The following is a 12430-nucleotide window of genomic DNA, read 5'->3' on the forward strand; positions in this document are numbered from 1 at the left end:
AAACAGTTTTAGGTCCCCATCGTCTAGAGGCCTAGGACACTGCCCTTTCACGGCGGTAACAGGGGTTCGAATCCCCTTGGGGACGCCATATTAAACCCTCGGATGTGTATTCTGTAATGAATAACCATCCGGGGGTTTTTCTTATCTGCAGCAACAACTACCCGCTCAACAATCCGGCATATGAAGTCTTTCAGACTCTCTCTATCCAACGCATGAAGCTCTTTAAATAATTGGTCCAAAGCACGTTTGATATCGAACTCAGTGAGTGATGCCAGATAGTTTTCAGCACTACTCTGCTCATCCAATTCGTTAATGGCAGACAGTAATTGCCGTCGTTCATTTTCTTTTGATTCAACCGAACGAAGAAATGCATCTGGAGCACTTGACGTGGAGGCCAGTTCGACCAGGCGTTGAATGCGTGTATCAACCTGGTCAATCTGTCGATGCAATGCCGCACGTTGTTTTGTGGTATCGGTTTGGCCAGCCTTTTTAGCTCGTCGCAATATTGACCCGGTAAACTTCGCAGACTGCAGATCGGCTTTAAGCTGGCTCAGAAATAACTCATCTAAAAACATTGCTGTCATACGTCGACCACGGCCACCAGCAGCTCGATAATACTTACTGGCATCACCAGACCATTTATTATCATTTTCATCACGTAAAAGCCCACTCAAAAGGTATTTACTTGAAGTACTGCGAACAGATTTATGCTTGTTATCTTCAAGCTGTTTCAGTATTGCCTCAGCTTCATCTTCGGTAATCAGTCCCTCATGTGTATCCTTATTTATGTGCCATTGGTCGCGTGGCCGTCGCTTTTTGCCGGTTTTACTTCTACCTTCGACCCTTTCTTCGTGAACGTTCCAAATAGTATGGCCAGCGTATGTCAGAGCATTCCACTCCATTGATAAAGCGGTGGTTGCAGACCAATTCAAATTCATCCTGGTAAGTACTGATTGCCGACCGATCCCCATTGCCCTCTGTTTTAAATAACTGGACACCTTATCGGCTTCTTTACCAGGTATAAGTCGGGATTTCATTACAGCCTGGCCATCACGAATGGCACCTGTTGCTATTTTCTCAAGCTGGTAACCTTTCGGGGCAGCACCACCCGCACGGAAACCTTGTTTAACGTTTTCAGCCATACCCGCAAGTCCTTTTTGTTTGCTGATCATCGAATGCCATTGGTCCATAGCCTGCAAGATAGTTTTCAACATCATGGAGCTAATCGGGTCTGCATCCGGAAGTGATTTATAAACGATCCGGATCCCCTGCTTTTCGGCTTCATGTTCAAAGAAATGGGAAATGTACTGCCGGCGAGAAAGCCGGCTAGTATCAAGCAGCAGTAAAGTGCTCCAGCCACGTTGACGGGACTTCATACTGACATAGAGAGATTGAAAGCCTGGGCGATTTTCCGTTTTTCCAGACTCCACGGCATCGATAAACTCTTCAACAATAATTAAGCCACGCTCAGTGGCCAAATCATTCAGATCACGACGCTGGGCAGCGATACTTACATCACTGCGATCCTTGCTTGATCGGAGATAAACGGCGGCTCTGTTGTTGATCATCTTCTTGTTGTTTTTGTAGCTGCTTGAGCAACATAGGAAATAACACATCCACCGCAGAATCTACGTCGATTTGTCCCACGGTTTCGACATCGATGTGCTGTGAATCGGCCATGGTTAAAGCTCATTGCCCTGGCTAATAACGTTATTCACTCTGGCAACTCACCATCTGGCAGCAACGGCAAACCATTGATTCGGCAAAAGCCATTCGCCCGTAAAAACTTGCCGCTTTTATTTCGCAGCTCTGATTCTATTTGCGGGGATTCATATCGTAATTTATGCAGCGCAATCAGTAACCCGGTATCAGTCATATTGGTCGGCAGCATCTTTTTTGCAGCCTGAATATCAAGGTTTTTGATAATTTTAAGCCGCTCATCACGTTCAACAATCCAAGTCATCGATGAACAGTTCATTGGCCTACTCCCTCAGCTGGGGCCATACCTCTTACAGACCTAAGAGCAGCGTAAAGAGAGTCATTTTTATGGTTCGGGTCGCGTTCGTATTCGAGAAGCAGGTTCCAAACCTTTATAAGTTCAGATTCAGTGGGCGGACGTGATTCCTTAATTCCTCTGTTAGCAGTTGGCATCATTACAATTCATTCCCCCATGCATCCCAACCTTCTACCCTCTGCCGAGCGAATAGCTCAATACGAGGCACATCACCGATCAATTCCACAATGCCTTGCCTGACTTCATCCGGTTTTTGTGAATGCGTGGTGTAAGGCGTGAACACGGTGTTTTTAATGCCGGCGTTGATTCGCTTCAGGCCATTGCCACGAACGGCGATTAAGCAGTCTTCTGAATTCGTACGGGTAAAGTTACCCATCCCCATTTTCGTCAGGCTGAGCATTAACCTGGTGATGTTGTGATCGGTCATTTGCATCAATTCATCATGGCCAATCGCAAAATACTGTTTAACCACCCGAGCAAACTGCTTGTTTAGCTTTATCCAGGTAAAGCCTTTCATTGTGCTGAATTTAAAACCCCAGGCTTCGACCAGTTTTAATGCCTCCATCGGCATCGGTGGCACATGCCACATAAATAAAACGCAGTCTTTATCCGCAATTTGATTGATAGGCAGCTGCATCAAATCCGATAACGTCATACAAGGATATTTGTGGCCAGCTCCACGCTGGCCACTATTCGCTTTGTCTCGATACGTCCAAGGCGGATCCGCATAAATCGCGTGGTATTTTTTATCTGGAAAGTTCATTTTTATCCACCCGACAATTCCAAGTTCGCTCAGGCGCAACAGCATCACAGTCCAGGCACTCGATAACATCAACATCAAATTCACCAGTATCGCCCGTATGTTGATGCACGTCTTTTCGAATACGTGAGGATCCGCAGTATGGACAGAGTTTGAATTTATCCATGACTCACCGTCCTTCGTAATAGCTTTGGTAGCGCTCACGAACATGTAGTGATTCGCACTGACGCCATAATTCGCCGAAGTGTTTGGAGCCATCTTCAATGACATTGTGTGGTTCGGTCATCAATTGACCTCGGCCTTTAATGGCCACCATGACTGAATTGAGATAATGACTGTCTAGGTTGCATGCCACACGGGCAAGGTCCACATGAAATTCATTACCGTTGTATAGGCTTAACAGCACTTGAGACGCATAGTAGGCACCACCGCAATCGGTTGCTGCTAACTTAAACAAATGAATAATGGCATCGGCATACTCTTGATATGTCACATCCTCATAAAGCACCGAGTTTTTCCGGTATTTATTATCAAAGTGCAATGTCATAACGCGGTTTTTTAAATCGTTAATGATTTCGTCTTTTGTCTTTTCAATGGCTTTTAATTCGCTCATGACTCACCATCCTCATCATCACGTTCAGCCTGAATACGGTCATATATTTCCTCACGATGTACGGTGACATCTTTGGGAGCCTCGACCCCAATGCGTACCTGGTTACCTTTAACCCCTAATACCGAAACGGTGACGTCATCACCGATGATTAACGATTCGCCTACTCTTCTAGTTAAAATCAACATACCTTCTCTCCTTGGTTGGTTTTGTGGCCCCTATTGGCCGGTTTAGCCGCTTGCGCCGGCTAGTCGGTGTGATCCCCATGCAGTTAAATCTTTAAAGGAAGCGCACTCTCACACGGCCGGTGTTATTAGCCCCACTACCGGCTTGGGTAACGATGTTCATTTGCTACTGCACCCCTTCGTATTCAGGTGGTGATGTATACAGGCCAAATCTGGCCAATTCTTCGAGCCCTAACGCGACCAGATGGCTGACTCGCTTGCCATTAATAACCCGCTCGATTTCTTCTTTAACGATGACGCCGGCTTGATGACACTGACGTTTAAAAACTCGGTCAGATTTCACCGGCAAGGCATTCCATTTATCCCGTAATGCTGGGGTGTGGCTTATGTGATCCATGATGTGGCCGGTGCGAATTAGCAGACACCATTTTTCATCTTCACCAGGTATCAAACGGATTGCTTCAAACTTTTTGGGGTGCCGATACTGACCGCTATCGATTTCAGAGAAGATGGTTTCTAGGATCCAAACCCACGGTTCACGATCGGCACTTGTTTCACCGACATGGCCATTCATTTCTGCAATAACGTCGGTAACAAAATTGCCTGTCTCTTTGGGTAAATCCGAAAACTCACACAACAGGCTCCAGGCACAAAGCAAAGCCGCATAATTACCGGCCATACGCACAGCACCATCATCTTCACCTTTCGCCCGACTATGCTCTAAGCAGTACTGACGCGCCTTTTTATAGATTTCACCGACTTCATGCCGACTTTTGGTGGTCAGAAACTCTAACCACTGACGCACGGGAAAACGGGGTAACTCTTCCGGCAGGATGGCTCCTTTTTTGCCTGTTAGCTCACTACGTACAATCTTGCCCAGCAGCGATCGAACGGGAACGTCTTCACCTGCAAGCAGTACCGGTGCGGATAGCAAATATTCCGTCATATCCGCACCACGGCGGCTAATGGTGTATTGATAGTTTTCCTGCAGCATGGCCACAGCTTTATCAATCACATCCTGCCGGCGAGCGGATAGTTCTTCCCAACCAACCGGGTGTGATGTGTGGGATATTGACGTAAGCAAACGGAATTCTGTTTGAAGTGATTGCCCAGAGAACATGGTGAAAGCAATCGAACGTTCCAAGCGTTTAATGATGGTTGATTTACCGGCCCCTTTGTCGGCCTGTAATGTCATATGTGGCCAGAAACCAAGCAATACTTTTAAATGGGCACCCAGCGACCATACCAACATGATTGCAGCCGCATTTTGGTTAAAGGTTTGTTGATACGCCTCGATAACTTGCCGAGCTTCGTAAACGGTGCCACTTGGGAACGTGAGGTTGTGATACGGGCATTGTTTTTCAGGGTCCATGAAATAACAATCTGGCCCTTCATTAACGGTTAACTTGCTATCTCGCCAGCATAGGCCTACAAAATTGGCCGCGTTACGAGCACCAATATGAGAAGCACGCTCGAGTATATTGAGCATGCGAGAAAATGAGCCTTTATTAAAAATGGGCCCAAACTTTCCCCACTGATCGAGATTGTGTAATTTTTCGTCTTCGACTACTCGCCTTACCAGGCGAGAGCCATGGCGAGGGGTTTGAACTGAAACAGCAAAAACGGTATTGGGCTGGGCATCCTGTTCACCAGTCATAGTCGCGGTGACGCTGGCAATATTTACTCGAGATAAACCGGCCACCCGAAAGCCAGACAGATCCGTAAAGGTCTCTTTTTCCATTCCGTTGTCATCCTTGTCAACGGACTTCACAAAAGTGGTGAAGTCTTCCTTTGCGCGATATCTCCAGTACTGGCCATAATCATGAGCCGGGAGAAAAACACGACTTTTCCCAACATTATCACGACCAGGTAACCCAGGAATGATCCATGGTTCAAGTTTTCTTAAAACTGCTTGTGTTGATAATGGTCCTTCCTGTTTCAACACATCATTAATATCGTTCCAGCCACCCTCGGCCCACTCGCATTGGTCTACCATCAAGGCCGAAACATTCAAGCCTAATAATATTTCGTGCAGCTTCCAGGCTGTTTCTTGACCGGCACACCGCCCAAATTTATCGGGTTGATCAAAATCGAAACACAATACAACTCGCTTGCCTATCAAAAAGGTCCAATCGATGGCTTCAACATTGGTACCGCGCACAGCAATGGCTGTCGCGCCCTTGATATCGGCAGTTTTAACGGATAACGCATTAATAGGTGACTCGACAACATAAACCGTGTGTGCTTTTTTGAGCTCAGCCAAATCGTCATACCAGGGATAACCATATTTCTCACCTTGGCATTGTGTCTTGGTACCGCCATTCAGAGCAGGATCCTGATAACGCATATCAACAGCTACGATTCGACCAGGGTTAACCGTTCGCACAACGAATGCTGCAGCAGGTCCGCCATAACCAAAATTGCCCGGCTCAACCTTATTTGATGACCAGCTATTCCAACCAACTGAACGCCGTTTTATGGCCTCGCGAATGACTTGTTCATCAATGCCTCTGCCAATGAGGTAAGGCACCAACGGCTCAGGATCAATGAAGGATTTATCTGCAATAATCTCTGGTAATGTTTTGGGCCGTGCTGGTTCATTTGCATGGCGCCGTTCTAATGGAAAGCCATATTGTTCATGTAACCAAAAAATAGCTTCAGCGGTGTCCATGCTGTTTACGTAAGACACTAACGCTATGCAATCACCACCCTCTCCACTTGAATGATCTTTCCAATACCAGCCACCGGCTTTTTCAAATATAGATAGCGAAGGTGATTTGTCATCATGGTTTGGGCTTTTATAATTGCCCCGACCGCCTGGACGTTCAAGCCCAAGCCGGTCAGCCAGTTCATGCAGATCGATTCTGGCTTTGAGTTCTTCAATTGACGCCACTTGGTATCTCCCCTGTGGCACCGGTGATTTCCATATAACGCCAAAGAAACATTTCTCTGGCAGTGTGTGAATCAACTGCGAAAACAGTATTTCTGAGTGGCTGGATGTTTTTCAAAATTGGCCAAACATCATCATGTGCTGGCATCAGGTCACGTTGTTCAGTAGCTAAAAGTTTTAGATCTGCCTGCTTAACAGAATGGTCTAGGTGATTAGGAAGACCGAACTTACTGAAAATCACCTGTTCAATATTTTTTTCTAACCAACAATAATCAGGTAAGAGCTGCTTGAGCGGCGTAGGGATGTCGCCGATGAAAGCCTCTGCAGCATCATGGAGAAGACCTTGCAAAGCGAACTGTGGCGATACAACGCGAGAAACTAAAACCGAATGTTGGGCGACACTATAAAAATCTTTACATTGGCCAGCGAAGCGACAGATATTTGATAATCCATGTGCTATTTCCAAAATTGTGAAGTCAGATGTTTGTGGTCGAAGAAAATCAAAATATTTGCCATTACGCAGCAGAATAGATGGTTGCATCTTTAGGTTATTAGGCATTGTCTGCATCGTCATTATCCTTTTGGAGATACCAACCAACCCGCACTTTAAAATCCACGAGCTCTTCATTATTTAGTTCAATCAGAGCCTCATTCATTTCAGTGATACTGACCACGGTTGTGCACATCGATGCCAATTGATGGGTATGAAGTGCACCCTCTTCTTTTAGTAGCTGCAGGGCCTGTTCTTTTAACTGTTCTAGTTTTCGCATTGCTTGGTCTCCACCTCGATAATGATCTCGCCATCAAATGCCGAGATTATTTCCTGTACTGCTTTTGATTGAATGAGCTCAGCCTGAGCTGGCCTTGTCTCCTGAAGCCATTGCCACGCTTTTTGTTTACGTTCTGGTGGCAACCGGCTCAGGTTTACACGCTTTGTTTCAGTCGCCATTTCAACTTCAACCACATCATAAAAAGGGGCCAAATCAGTAAGGCGAGTGAAAATAACCACCGACTTGACCAGGTCCGTCTACACACCGCTCGCAACTCCAAATCACTGCTGAGTATTACTATTCCGCCAACCAGCAGGTAGATAACGAAGGCTCCAAAAATCAGGCTGAATAGCATGCTGTTCACTCCTTTATGATCGGTTCTGATTGAAGCGGTTGGGCTTCATAACCGTTAATATCGATTGGGAATAAATGCCGTCGGCAATAGGTGATCATTTCTTCGGGTTCGCTGAAATAAACCATGATTTCCTGCTTGCCAATCAGCAGCTGCATCCGACAGACAAACTTGCCTGGCACGTCAGATGGAAAAATTCGTGCCGACCGGCAGTAGATGGCTTTGCCGTCAGTGAAACAGGTAATTTCGGTCATTGGCTCACCTGCATTGCCTGATTCGGTTTAGTGAGGAGGTACGCATCAACGCGGGTGATGCCATATTCAAATAAGACTTGATCAATTAAATCGCTAAAATCAGCCCAGCTTTCATAAGCCTCACCACCACGATTGTTATCAATGACAACGTGATAGCTGCAGCCTGACGCGTTTGGTGAAATTCTCGCTGCAACATATATTTTTTTCCCAGGCAAGCAGGTTTCCAAATATTTTTGAACTTTCAATAACGCGAAATTAATGTGTGCTTTCACGACGCCTCCTCCATAGCTAATGCAATGTCTTCCTTGCTGGGACGGGTATAGATCATGGTGGCTGTTGCAGTGGTGTGCCCCAATGCCGCCTGAACCACGCCAAGCTTATTTACAGCAGTAGATTGATTCATGATCCGCATGGCTAAGGTGTGTCTAAACCAATGCGGTGTAATATCGTCCAGCCCGGCCATATCCACCCAATGACGTAATCGGCTTTGCAGACTACGTATGCTGATCCCTTTCCCCTTTTGGCTCATGACCAAAGGGGCATCTGGTTCCAACGCATAACCCATTGCTACGCGGACTCTCAACAGTTCTTTAAGAGCATGCTTGGCTTTCTTGGTGAGTGGAATGCTGTAGCCTTTGCCACGCTTTGCAAACTCACTTCTAAGCTCCAGCCGACCGATGGCAATGGCATGTCTAGCATCTTGAACGGATATACCAACCAGTGAACCAACACGAATGGCGGTATAACGTAATAACTCCATCCAGGCCATATCGCGTTCAGCCAAATTTCCTTTTATAGAACCAACCACTTTGAATAGCTGCTTTTCTTCCTTCACGGTTAAATAGCGATCTATCGTTTTTGATAATGTGTGTTCTGTCATAACGCCCTCCTGCAGTACACAAAAAAACCGACTGCGAAGCTGAATACAGCCGGCTAAAAACTTATTGAAATGTTGTGTGTGAGATTCGCTGCAGGTGTCTCGTTGATATCCACCAACAGCTTGTCCACGTTGCCGTTCGCATTAAATGAAATAGCTTTAGGCACTATCTCGATATAACCTCGACGGGTAGGTAAAAGCAGCCAACGACCGTTTTTAACGATATGTTCGTGCTGTGACTTGCCGTGCAGTAATTCGGTTAAAACGAGCTGGTTTTCACTCTGGTCGATGTCATCAAACCGGATACGGCTGATATGGATTTCATGAGCCTGGCTTATTTGAATAACATCCCCAACGTCCAACCAGACACGCTTGGCCATGCCCATCATGAGTGTGGGATTAAGCATCAAAAATACTTTAGCCATCGCTCATACCCTCCAGACGTGCAGGTATAGAAGCCATTGCTGCAATGGCTTCGAGCGTTTCCTTACGGACTGTTCTGATTTCGGTGGTGGTGATTTTGCCGTCTTCCAGGGCGTGATGGATGGCTGAGGCCATGCCACCAAACTCGCTTACTGCATGGCTGAAATGATTCAGAAACTCAGCATCTGCCATACCGGTGTACTGTTTTGAGCACAGGCAAGCATGATCGAGCAAGCTACATATCTCATGTAATAAACGGAAATCTTGGGTAACCAACATCAACATGACCGCTTCTTTTAGGGTCAGATGATGGGTTTCCATTGAGGGATTAACTTTATGCTGGAGCGTTCCAGCATTCATATTGGTCTTTGAAGCGAGCGCTTTGGCCCCACCACGGTAATCATGTACCAGGTCATATGCTGCAGTTTCTATTGGATCGTACATGTCGTTTTGCCCCTAAATTCGACTGGTGTATGTTTAAGGGGCTGGCTAGTATTGACCTTGAGCATAGCTCAGAGGAAAGGTGTGCGAAGCCAGCCTCATTACTGGATAGGGTTGCCGTCCTATCCAGTTCCCTATGCTGATAATTTGTGAGATTGGCTTTTTAAGTGGCTTACAACGGCATCAGTAACTATTTTTGTCACTGTCGTTTCTTCTTCAATTGCGCGCATTTTTAGACGTTTCATCAACGGCTTAGGTAAATCTGCTTGCAACCTCTGAACTTCAATTTTCTGGACTGTTGACATGATTGTCTCCATAATCGGCGATTATTCATTTAATATTTCTATTACTTTTAACGGATTTATTAATTATTGTTTTAATCTTTAGGGACAATCTATACCTATCATAAATGGGTGTCAACAACTTTAGGTATTATTTATGCCCAACATTTTAGAAAAGCTTGATTTTGTTCGCTTCACGCGGCCCTATTACCCGTGGTTAATGGGGCTTGGGATATCTAAAAAGACGATTGGGGATATAAAATCCGGTGTTGAAACAGAGTCTGAAGCGTTGATTTCAGCCTTAGTGCATTGTGAGAATGTGTCACGCTCATGGCTTGAAGAGGATGCTGGCCCCCCTTTCACCGTTGCCGATATTCATAATGATGATGAATGCAGTGAGCTGCTTTCACTTATGTTGGAAGATGAACAATGGACGGTATATATCGCTAATGATGGTTATGACAAAGCTATCATTCTCACCCAACCAGCCCAGCACAAGCGGCCTCGCATTGGGTTTATTGACTACACACTGCTCGAAGTTTTACCTCATGCTGGCGACAAAACCCTAAAGGTTGCCTATTCACAAGCCACCATACTAAAACAGCTAGATATTGAAGCTGAAACACTGGATAAGATCATAACGGGTCAAGTGGGAACGTATTGGATCGCCGAACGTAAACCCTCGGCCATTTTGGATAGGGCTGAAATCATCCCTATATCAAAACGTAAGGCAATGAATCATCAATATCAGGCTAAAGACTTAAATAATTCAGCAAATATGTATCAAGTTAATGATCCATCATCTGAAATTATGGATGAAGAGATTTTATTGAAAAATTATCGATTATTAACCGATGATAATAAGAAGCTAGTTCAAGGCATAACAAGGAATCTTCGATAAGGATTGCTAGATTATGAAAGGAATCTTTTATACATGCTTATTGCTCCTCGCCCCTTCTGTTCAAGCTCAAATGTATAAGTGTACCGATGCTGCTGGGAATGTCAGTTTTCAGGGACTGCCGTGTGATGCTGAGCAAATTACCGAATGGCAGCGTGAAACCGATAAACAACGGGCAGAAAGGGAAAGGCAAGAGGCTAATGCTGCCAAAGAGAATAAGACCCGTTCCAGTAATGCTGAACCAAGCTTCGCCCAAAAAGAAGACCAGCTCAAGACCAAAGAAGAGCTTGCTCGCTGGTCAACTGCAGAACCAACAGATGAAATGATTCAGTCCCTGAATGGCTACCTGCGTACAAACTTGAAAGATCCCGACTCGCTTAAAGACCTCGAATGGGTAGAAACCGTGACGAGTGGGTTCACCTATAAAAGCCATATCCGATTCAGAGCAGCGAATAGCTTTGGTGGTTATGTGCTCAATGAAAAACTAGTGCGGTTTAATGATGCAGGGAAAATTTTGGAATTCGTCGATCGACAGTCTATCCTTCCAATCGAATACCAATAAAAGGTGTGATTCATGGATAAAGATGAAGAAATGGGTAGTTCAAAAAAAGTATCTATCAGTGATTTAAAAAATGACACATTGCCTAAAAAACCAGCCAAAAGTATTTCTGATCACTTCGCAAAATTAGCTAAGTCAAATCAGAGTCTTTTCAACAGCACAGCTGAAATAGCTAACCTTCAGTCTGTGTCTCCTATAAACACATTAACTAATGTATTTAAAAAGTTTGATAGGAATCGAACTGAGGTAAATTATGAACAACGATTAGCATCTATCAATGAGGAAGAAATACAAGTATTAATAGATAACCTTCGAATAATAGAACAAAAGCTCGACAATGATGACAACTTCGAATATAGGTTTTTTCAGGTTAATAGAGATGCCTTATCTATTCTGCTAAATCATAAGCGGGATTTTGAGCAGCATACATCTGAGCTCGAACAAAAATTACGTTATAAGCAAAAGGAAATTGATATCGAAAAAAGAGCTGATTGGGCAGCTAAATTTCGTTTGTTTTTTTTCAGAACACTTGGAGCTATGCTATTAGTTGTAACCCTTTTTAGTATTGGGTTCATTGAGCACAATTATGAATGGGCTAGGCTGCCACTTTCTTCATATTTAAAACCTGATGCTAATAAAAATACAGTTAGTATTGCTCCAATCCAGCTTCCTTCAAACATAACTCCGGTAGAGATAGTTACTATACCCGAAGTAAATGGTGAGATAGACATTGCTGATAAAGAGTTAGTACCAATAAAACCCTCTGAATTAGAATCAACTCCAGAACAATCAAACGAGTAAAGCTAAAAGGAGTATTTATGGCTAGAAGAAATAATAAATTGGTCGATAACATCATGGACATGTTGTTAGAAATATCAGCATTAAGTTGGAAAATTGGTGCTTTTATCTCATTTGTTTTTGTGATGGGTAGTATTTACGCTTTTAATTACGCCCAATCTATTCAGCAAACAAATAACACTATGGTCAAAAGTGTGTTAGAAGGTGGATTAATATGGGTCTACTACTTTATCCCGTTGGGGCTTTTAGGAATTGCCATTATATTTGGTTGGAAAGCCTATAAAAAATTCATCAGAGATTCTTACTACTGATGATATC

Annotated in this window: 20 protein-coding genes and 1 tRNA gene; 5 read left to right on the forward strand and 16 right to left on the reverse strand. The window is 44.5% G+C overall.

Translation table 11 applies throughout. The features are described from left to right. Positions 1-12 precede the first annotated feature (12 nt). A tRNA-Glu gene (locus B2W60_RS13995) sits at positions 13-88 on the forward strand. On the opposite strand, the gene B2W60_RS14355 is transcribed toward B2W60_RS13995, so the two are convergent. The 16 genes from B2W60_RS14355 to B2W60_RS14070 all read right to left on the reverse strand — a co-directional run bounded on the left by B2W60_RS14355 (position 48) and on the right by B2W60_RS14070 (position 9881). After that, entirely contained in the window at positions 48-1568 is a 1521-nt protein-coding gene (locus tag B2W60_RS14355; RefSeq protein WP_366652769.1) for a recombinase family protein, read from the reverse strand. The two genes, B2W60_RS13995 and B2W60_RS14355, sit on opposite strands and share 41 nt — an antisense overlap. Beyond that, complete coding sequence (locus B2W60_RS14000) at positions 1516-1680, reverse strand: hypothetical protein (protein ID WP_292359012.1); 165 nt, start codon at positions 1678-1680, stop codon at positions 1516-1518. The genes B2W60_RS14355 and B2W60_RS14000 overlap by 53 nt, the downstream gene beginning before the upstream one ends. Positions 1681-1714: 34 nt before the next feature. Continuing rightward, positions 1715-1978 (reverse strand): hypothetical protein, encoded by a 264-nt coding sequence (locus B2W60_RS14005; protein WP_292359010.1) that lies wholly within the window; start codon positions 1976-1978, stop codon positions 1715-1717. A 175-nt stretch (positions 1979-2153) separates the two neighbouring features. Beyond that, a complete protein-coding gene (locus tag B2W60_RS14010; protein WP_292359008.1) occupies positions 2154-2852 on the reverse strand; it encodes an MT-A70 family methyltransferase in 699 nt (232 codons plus the stop codon). Positions 2853-2943: 91 nt separating this feature from the next. Next, positions 2944-3387, reverse strand: coding sequence for a DUF7673 family protein (locus B2W60_RS14015; RefSeq protein ID WP_292359005.1), 444 nt, complete (start codon positions 3385-3387; stop codon positions 2944-2946). Further along, positions 3384-3572, reverse strand: coding sequence for a carbon storage regulator CsrA (gene csrA, locus B2W60_RS14020; protein ID WP_292359004.1), 189 nt, complete (start codon positions 3570-3572; stop codon positions 3384-3386). Before csrA ends, B2W60_RS14015 begins: the two co-directional genes overlap by 4 nt. A gap of 163 nt (positions 3573-3735) precedes the next feature. Beyond that, entirely contained in the window at positions 3736-6462 is a 2727-nt protein-coding gene (locus tag B2W60_RS14025; RefSeq protein ID WP_292359001.1) for a toprim domain-containing protein, read from the reverse strand. Next, positions 6449-7027 (reverse strand): YfbR-like 5'-deoxynucleotidase, encoded by a 579-nt coding sequence (locus B2W60_RS14030; RefSeq protein WP_292358999.1) that lies wholly within the window; start codon positions 7025-7027, stop codon positions 6449-6451. The genes B2W60_RS14025 and B2W60_RS14030 overlap by 14 nt, the downstream gene beginning before the upstream one ends. After that, positions 7011-7229 (reverse strand): hypothetical protein, encoded by a 219-nt coding sequence (locus tag B2W60_RS14035; RefSeq protein WP_292358997.1) that lies wholly within the window; start codon positions 7227-7229, stop codon positions 7011-7013. Before B2W60_RS14035 ends, B2W60_RS14030 begins: the two co-directional genes overlap by 17 nt. Beyond that, complete coding sequence (locus tag B2W60_RS14040; protein ID WP_292358996.1) at positions 7217-7468, reverse strand: hypothetical protein; 252 nt, start codon at positions 7466-7468, stop codon at positions 7217-7219. Before B2W60_RS14040 ends, B2W60_RS14035 begins: the two co-directional genes overlap by 13 nt. A gap of 121 nt (positions 7469-7589) precedes the next feature. Continuing rightward, on the reverse strand, positions 7590-7835 hold the full coding sequence (locus B2W60_RS14045) for a hypothetical protein (protein WP_292358994.1): 246 nt from the start codon (positions 7833-7835) through the stop codon (positions 7590-7592). Continuing rightward, complete coding sequence (locus B2W60_RS14050) at positions 7832-8107, reverse strand: hypothetical protein (protein WP_292358992.1); 276 nt, start codon at positions 8105-8107, stop codon at positions 7832-7834. The genes B2W60_RS14045 and B2W60_RS14050 overlap by 4 nt, the downstream gene beginning before the upstream one ends. Next, positions 8104-8715: a tyrosine-type recombinase/integrase gene (locus B2W60_RS14055; protein ID WP_292358990.1), complete on the reverse strand. Its 612-nt coding sequence runs from the start codon at positions 8713-8715 to the stop codon at positions 8104-8106. Before B2W60_RS14055 ends, B2W60_RS14050 begins: the two co-directional genes overlap by 4 nt. 53 nt (positions 8716-8768) lie before the next feature. Further along, complete coding sequence (locus tag B2W60_RS14060) at positions 8769-9137, reverse strand: hypothetical protein (protein ID WP_292358988.1); 369 nt, start codon at positions 9135-9137, stop codon at positions 8769-8771. Beyond that, positions 9130-9579, reverse strand: coding sequence for a phage regulatory CII family protein (locus B2W60_RS14065; RefSeq protein ID WP_292358986.1), 450 nt, complete (start codon positions 9577-9579; stop codon positions 9130-9132). The genes B2W60_RS14060 and B2W60_RS14065 overlap by 8 nt, the downstream gene beginning before the upstream one ends. A gap of 131 nt (positions 9580-9710) precedes the next feature. Further along, a complete protein-coding gene (locus tag B2W60_RS14070; RefSeq protein WP_292358984.1) occupies positions 9711-9881 on the reverse strand; it encodes a hypothetical protein in 171 nt (56 codons plus the stop codon). A 133-nt stretch (positions 9882-10014) separates the two neighbouring features. Between B2W60_RS14070 and B2W60_RS14075 the strand changes: the two genes are divergently transcribed. Genes B2W60_RS14075 through B2W60_RS14090 form a run of 4 tightly spaced genes read left to right on the forward strand, consistent with a single transcriptional unit; the run spans position 10015 to position 12423 of the window. Further along, positions 10015-10758 (forward strand): hypothetical protein, encoded by a 744-nt coding sequence (locus B2W60_RS14075; RefSeq protein WP_292358983.1) that lies wholly within the window; start codon positions 10015-10017, stop codon positions 10756-10758. A gap of 13 nt (positions 10759-10771) precedes the next feature. Beyond that, complete coding sequence (locus B2W60_RS14080; RefSeq protein WP_292358981.1) at positions 10772-11317, forward strand: DUF4124 domain-containing protein; 546 nt, start codon at positions 10772-10774, stop codon at positions 11315-11317. Between the two features lie 12 nt (positions 11318-11329). Continuing rightward, positions 11330-12115 carry a hypothetical protein gene (locus B2W60_RS14085; protein WP_292358979.1) on the forward strand — a complete coding sequence of 262 codons (786 nt, stop codon included), beginning with the start codon at positions 11330-11332 and terminating at the stop codon, positions 12113-12115. A 17-nt stretch (positions 12116-12132) separates the two neighbouring features. Continuing rightward, complete coding sequence (locus B2W60_RS14090; RefSeq protein ID WP_292358977.1) at positions 12133-12423, forward strand: hypothetical protein; 291 nt, start codon at positions 12133-12135, stop codon at positions 12421-12423. Positions 12424-12430 lie beyond the last annotated feature (7 nt).

This window comes from Methylophaga sp. UBA2496, assembly GCF_002341635.1.
Classification (GTDB): domain Bacteria; phylum Pseudomonadota; class Gammaproteobacteria; order Nitrosococcales; family Methylophagaceae; genus Methylophaga.

Coding starts and splice junctions, on each gene's coding strand:
- B2W60_RS14005 (WP_292359010.1), bottom strand. CDS start 1,978: ATGAACTGTTCATCGATGACTTGGATTGTTGAACGTGATGAGCGGCTT.
- B2W60_RS14085 (WP_292358979.1), top strand. CDS start 11,330: ATGGATAAAGATGAAGAAATGGGTAGTTCAAAAAAAGTATCTATCAGT.
- B2W60_RS14000 (WP_292359012.1), bottom strand. CDS start 1,680: ATGGCCGATTCACAGCACATCGATGTCGAAACCGTGGGACAAATCGAC.
- B2W60_RS14015 (WP_292359005.1), bottom strand. CDS start 3,387: ATGAGCGAATTAAAAGCCATTGAAAAGACAAAAGACGAAATCATTAAC.
- B2W60_RS14060 (WP_292358988.1), bottom strand. CDS start 9,137: ATGGCTAAAGTATTTTTGATGCTTAATCCCACACTCATGATGGGCATG.
- B2W60_RS14075 (WP_292358983.1), top strand. CDS start 10,015: ATGCCCAACATTTTAGAAAAGCTTGATTTTGTTCGCTTCACGCGGCCC.
- B2W60_RS14070 (WP_292358984.1), bottom strand. CDS start 9,881: ATGTCAACAGTCCAGAAAATTGAAGTTCAGAGGTTGCAAGCAGATTTA.
- B2W60_RS14035 (WP_292358997.1), bottom strand. CDS start 7,229: ATGCGAAAACTAGAACAGTTAAAAGAACAGGCCCTGCAGCTACTAAAA.
- B2W60_RS14355 (WP_366652769.1), bottom strand. CDS start 1,568: ATGATCAACAACAGAGCCGCCGTTTATCTCCGATCAAGCAAGGATCGC.
- csrA (WP_292359004.1), bottom strand. CDS start 3,572: ATGTTGATTTTAACTAGAAGAGTAGGCGAATCGTTAATCATCGGTGAT.
- B2W60_RS14065 (WP_292358986.1), bottom strand. CDS start 9,579: ATGTACGATCCAATAGAAACTGCAGCATATGACCTGGTACATGATTAC.
- B2W60_RS14030 (WP_292358999.1), bottom strand. CDS start 7,027: ATGCAGACAATGCCTAATAACCTAAAGATGCAACCATCTATTCTGCTG.
- B2W60_RS14090 (WP_292358977.1), top strand. CDS start 12,133: ATGGCTAGAAGAAATAATAAATTGGTCGATAACATCATGGACATGTTG.
- B2W60_RS14045 (WP_292358994.1), bottom strand. CDS start 7,835: ATGACCGAAATTACCTGTTTCACTGACGGCAAAGCCATCTACTGCCGG.
- B2W60_RS14080 (WP_292358981.1), top strand. CDS start 10,772: ATGAAAGGAATCTTTTATACATGCTTATTGCTCCTCGCCCCTTCTGTT.
- B2W60_RS14055 (WP_292358990.1), bottom strand. CDS start 8,715: ATGACAGAACACACATTATCAAAAACGATAGATCGCTATTTAACCGTG.
- B2W60_RS14010 (WP_292359008.1), bottom strand. CDS start 2,852: ATGTTGATGTTATCGAGTGCCTGGACTGTGATGCTGTTGCGCCTGAGC.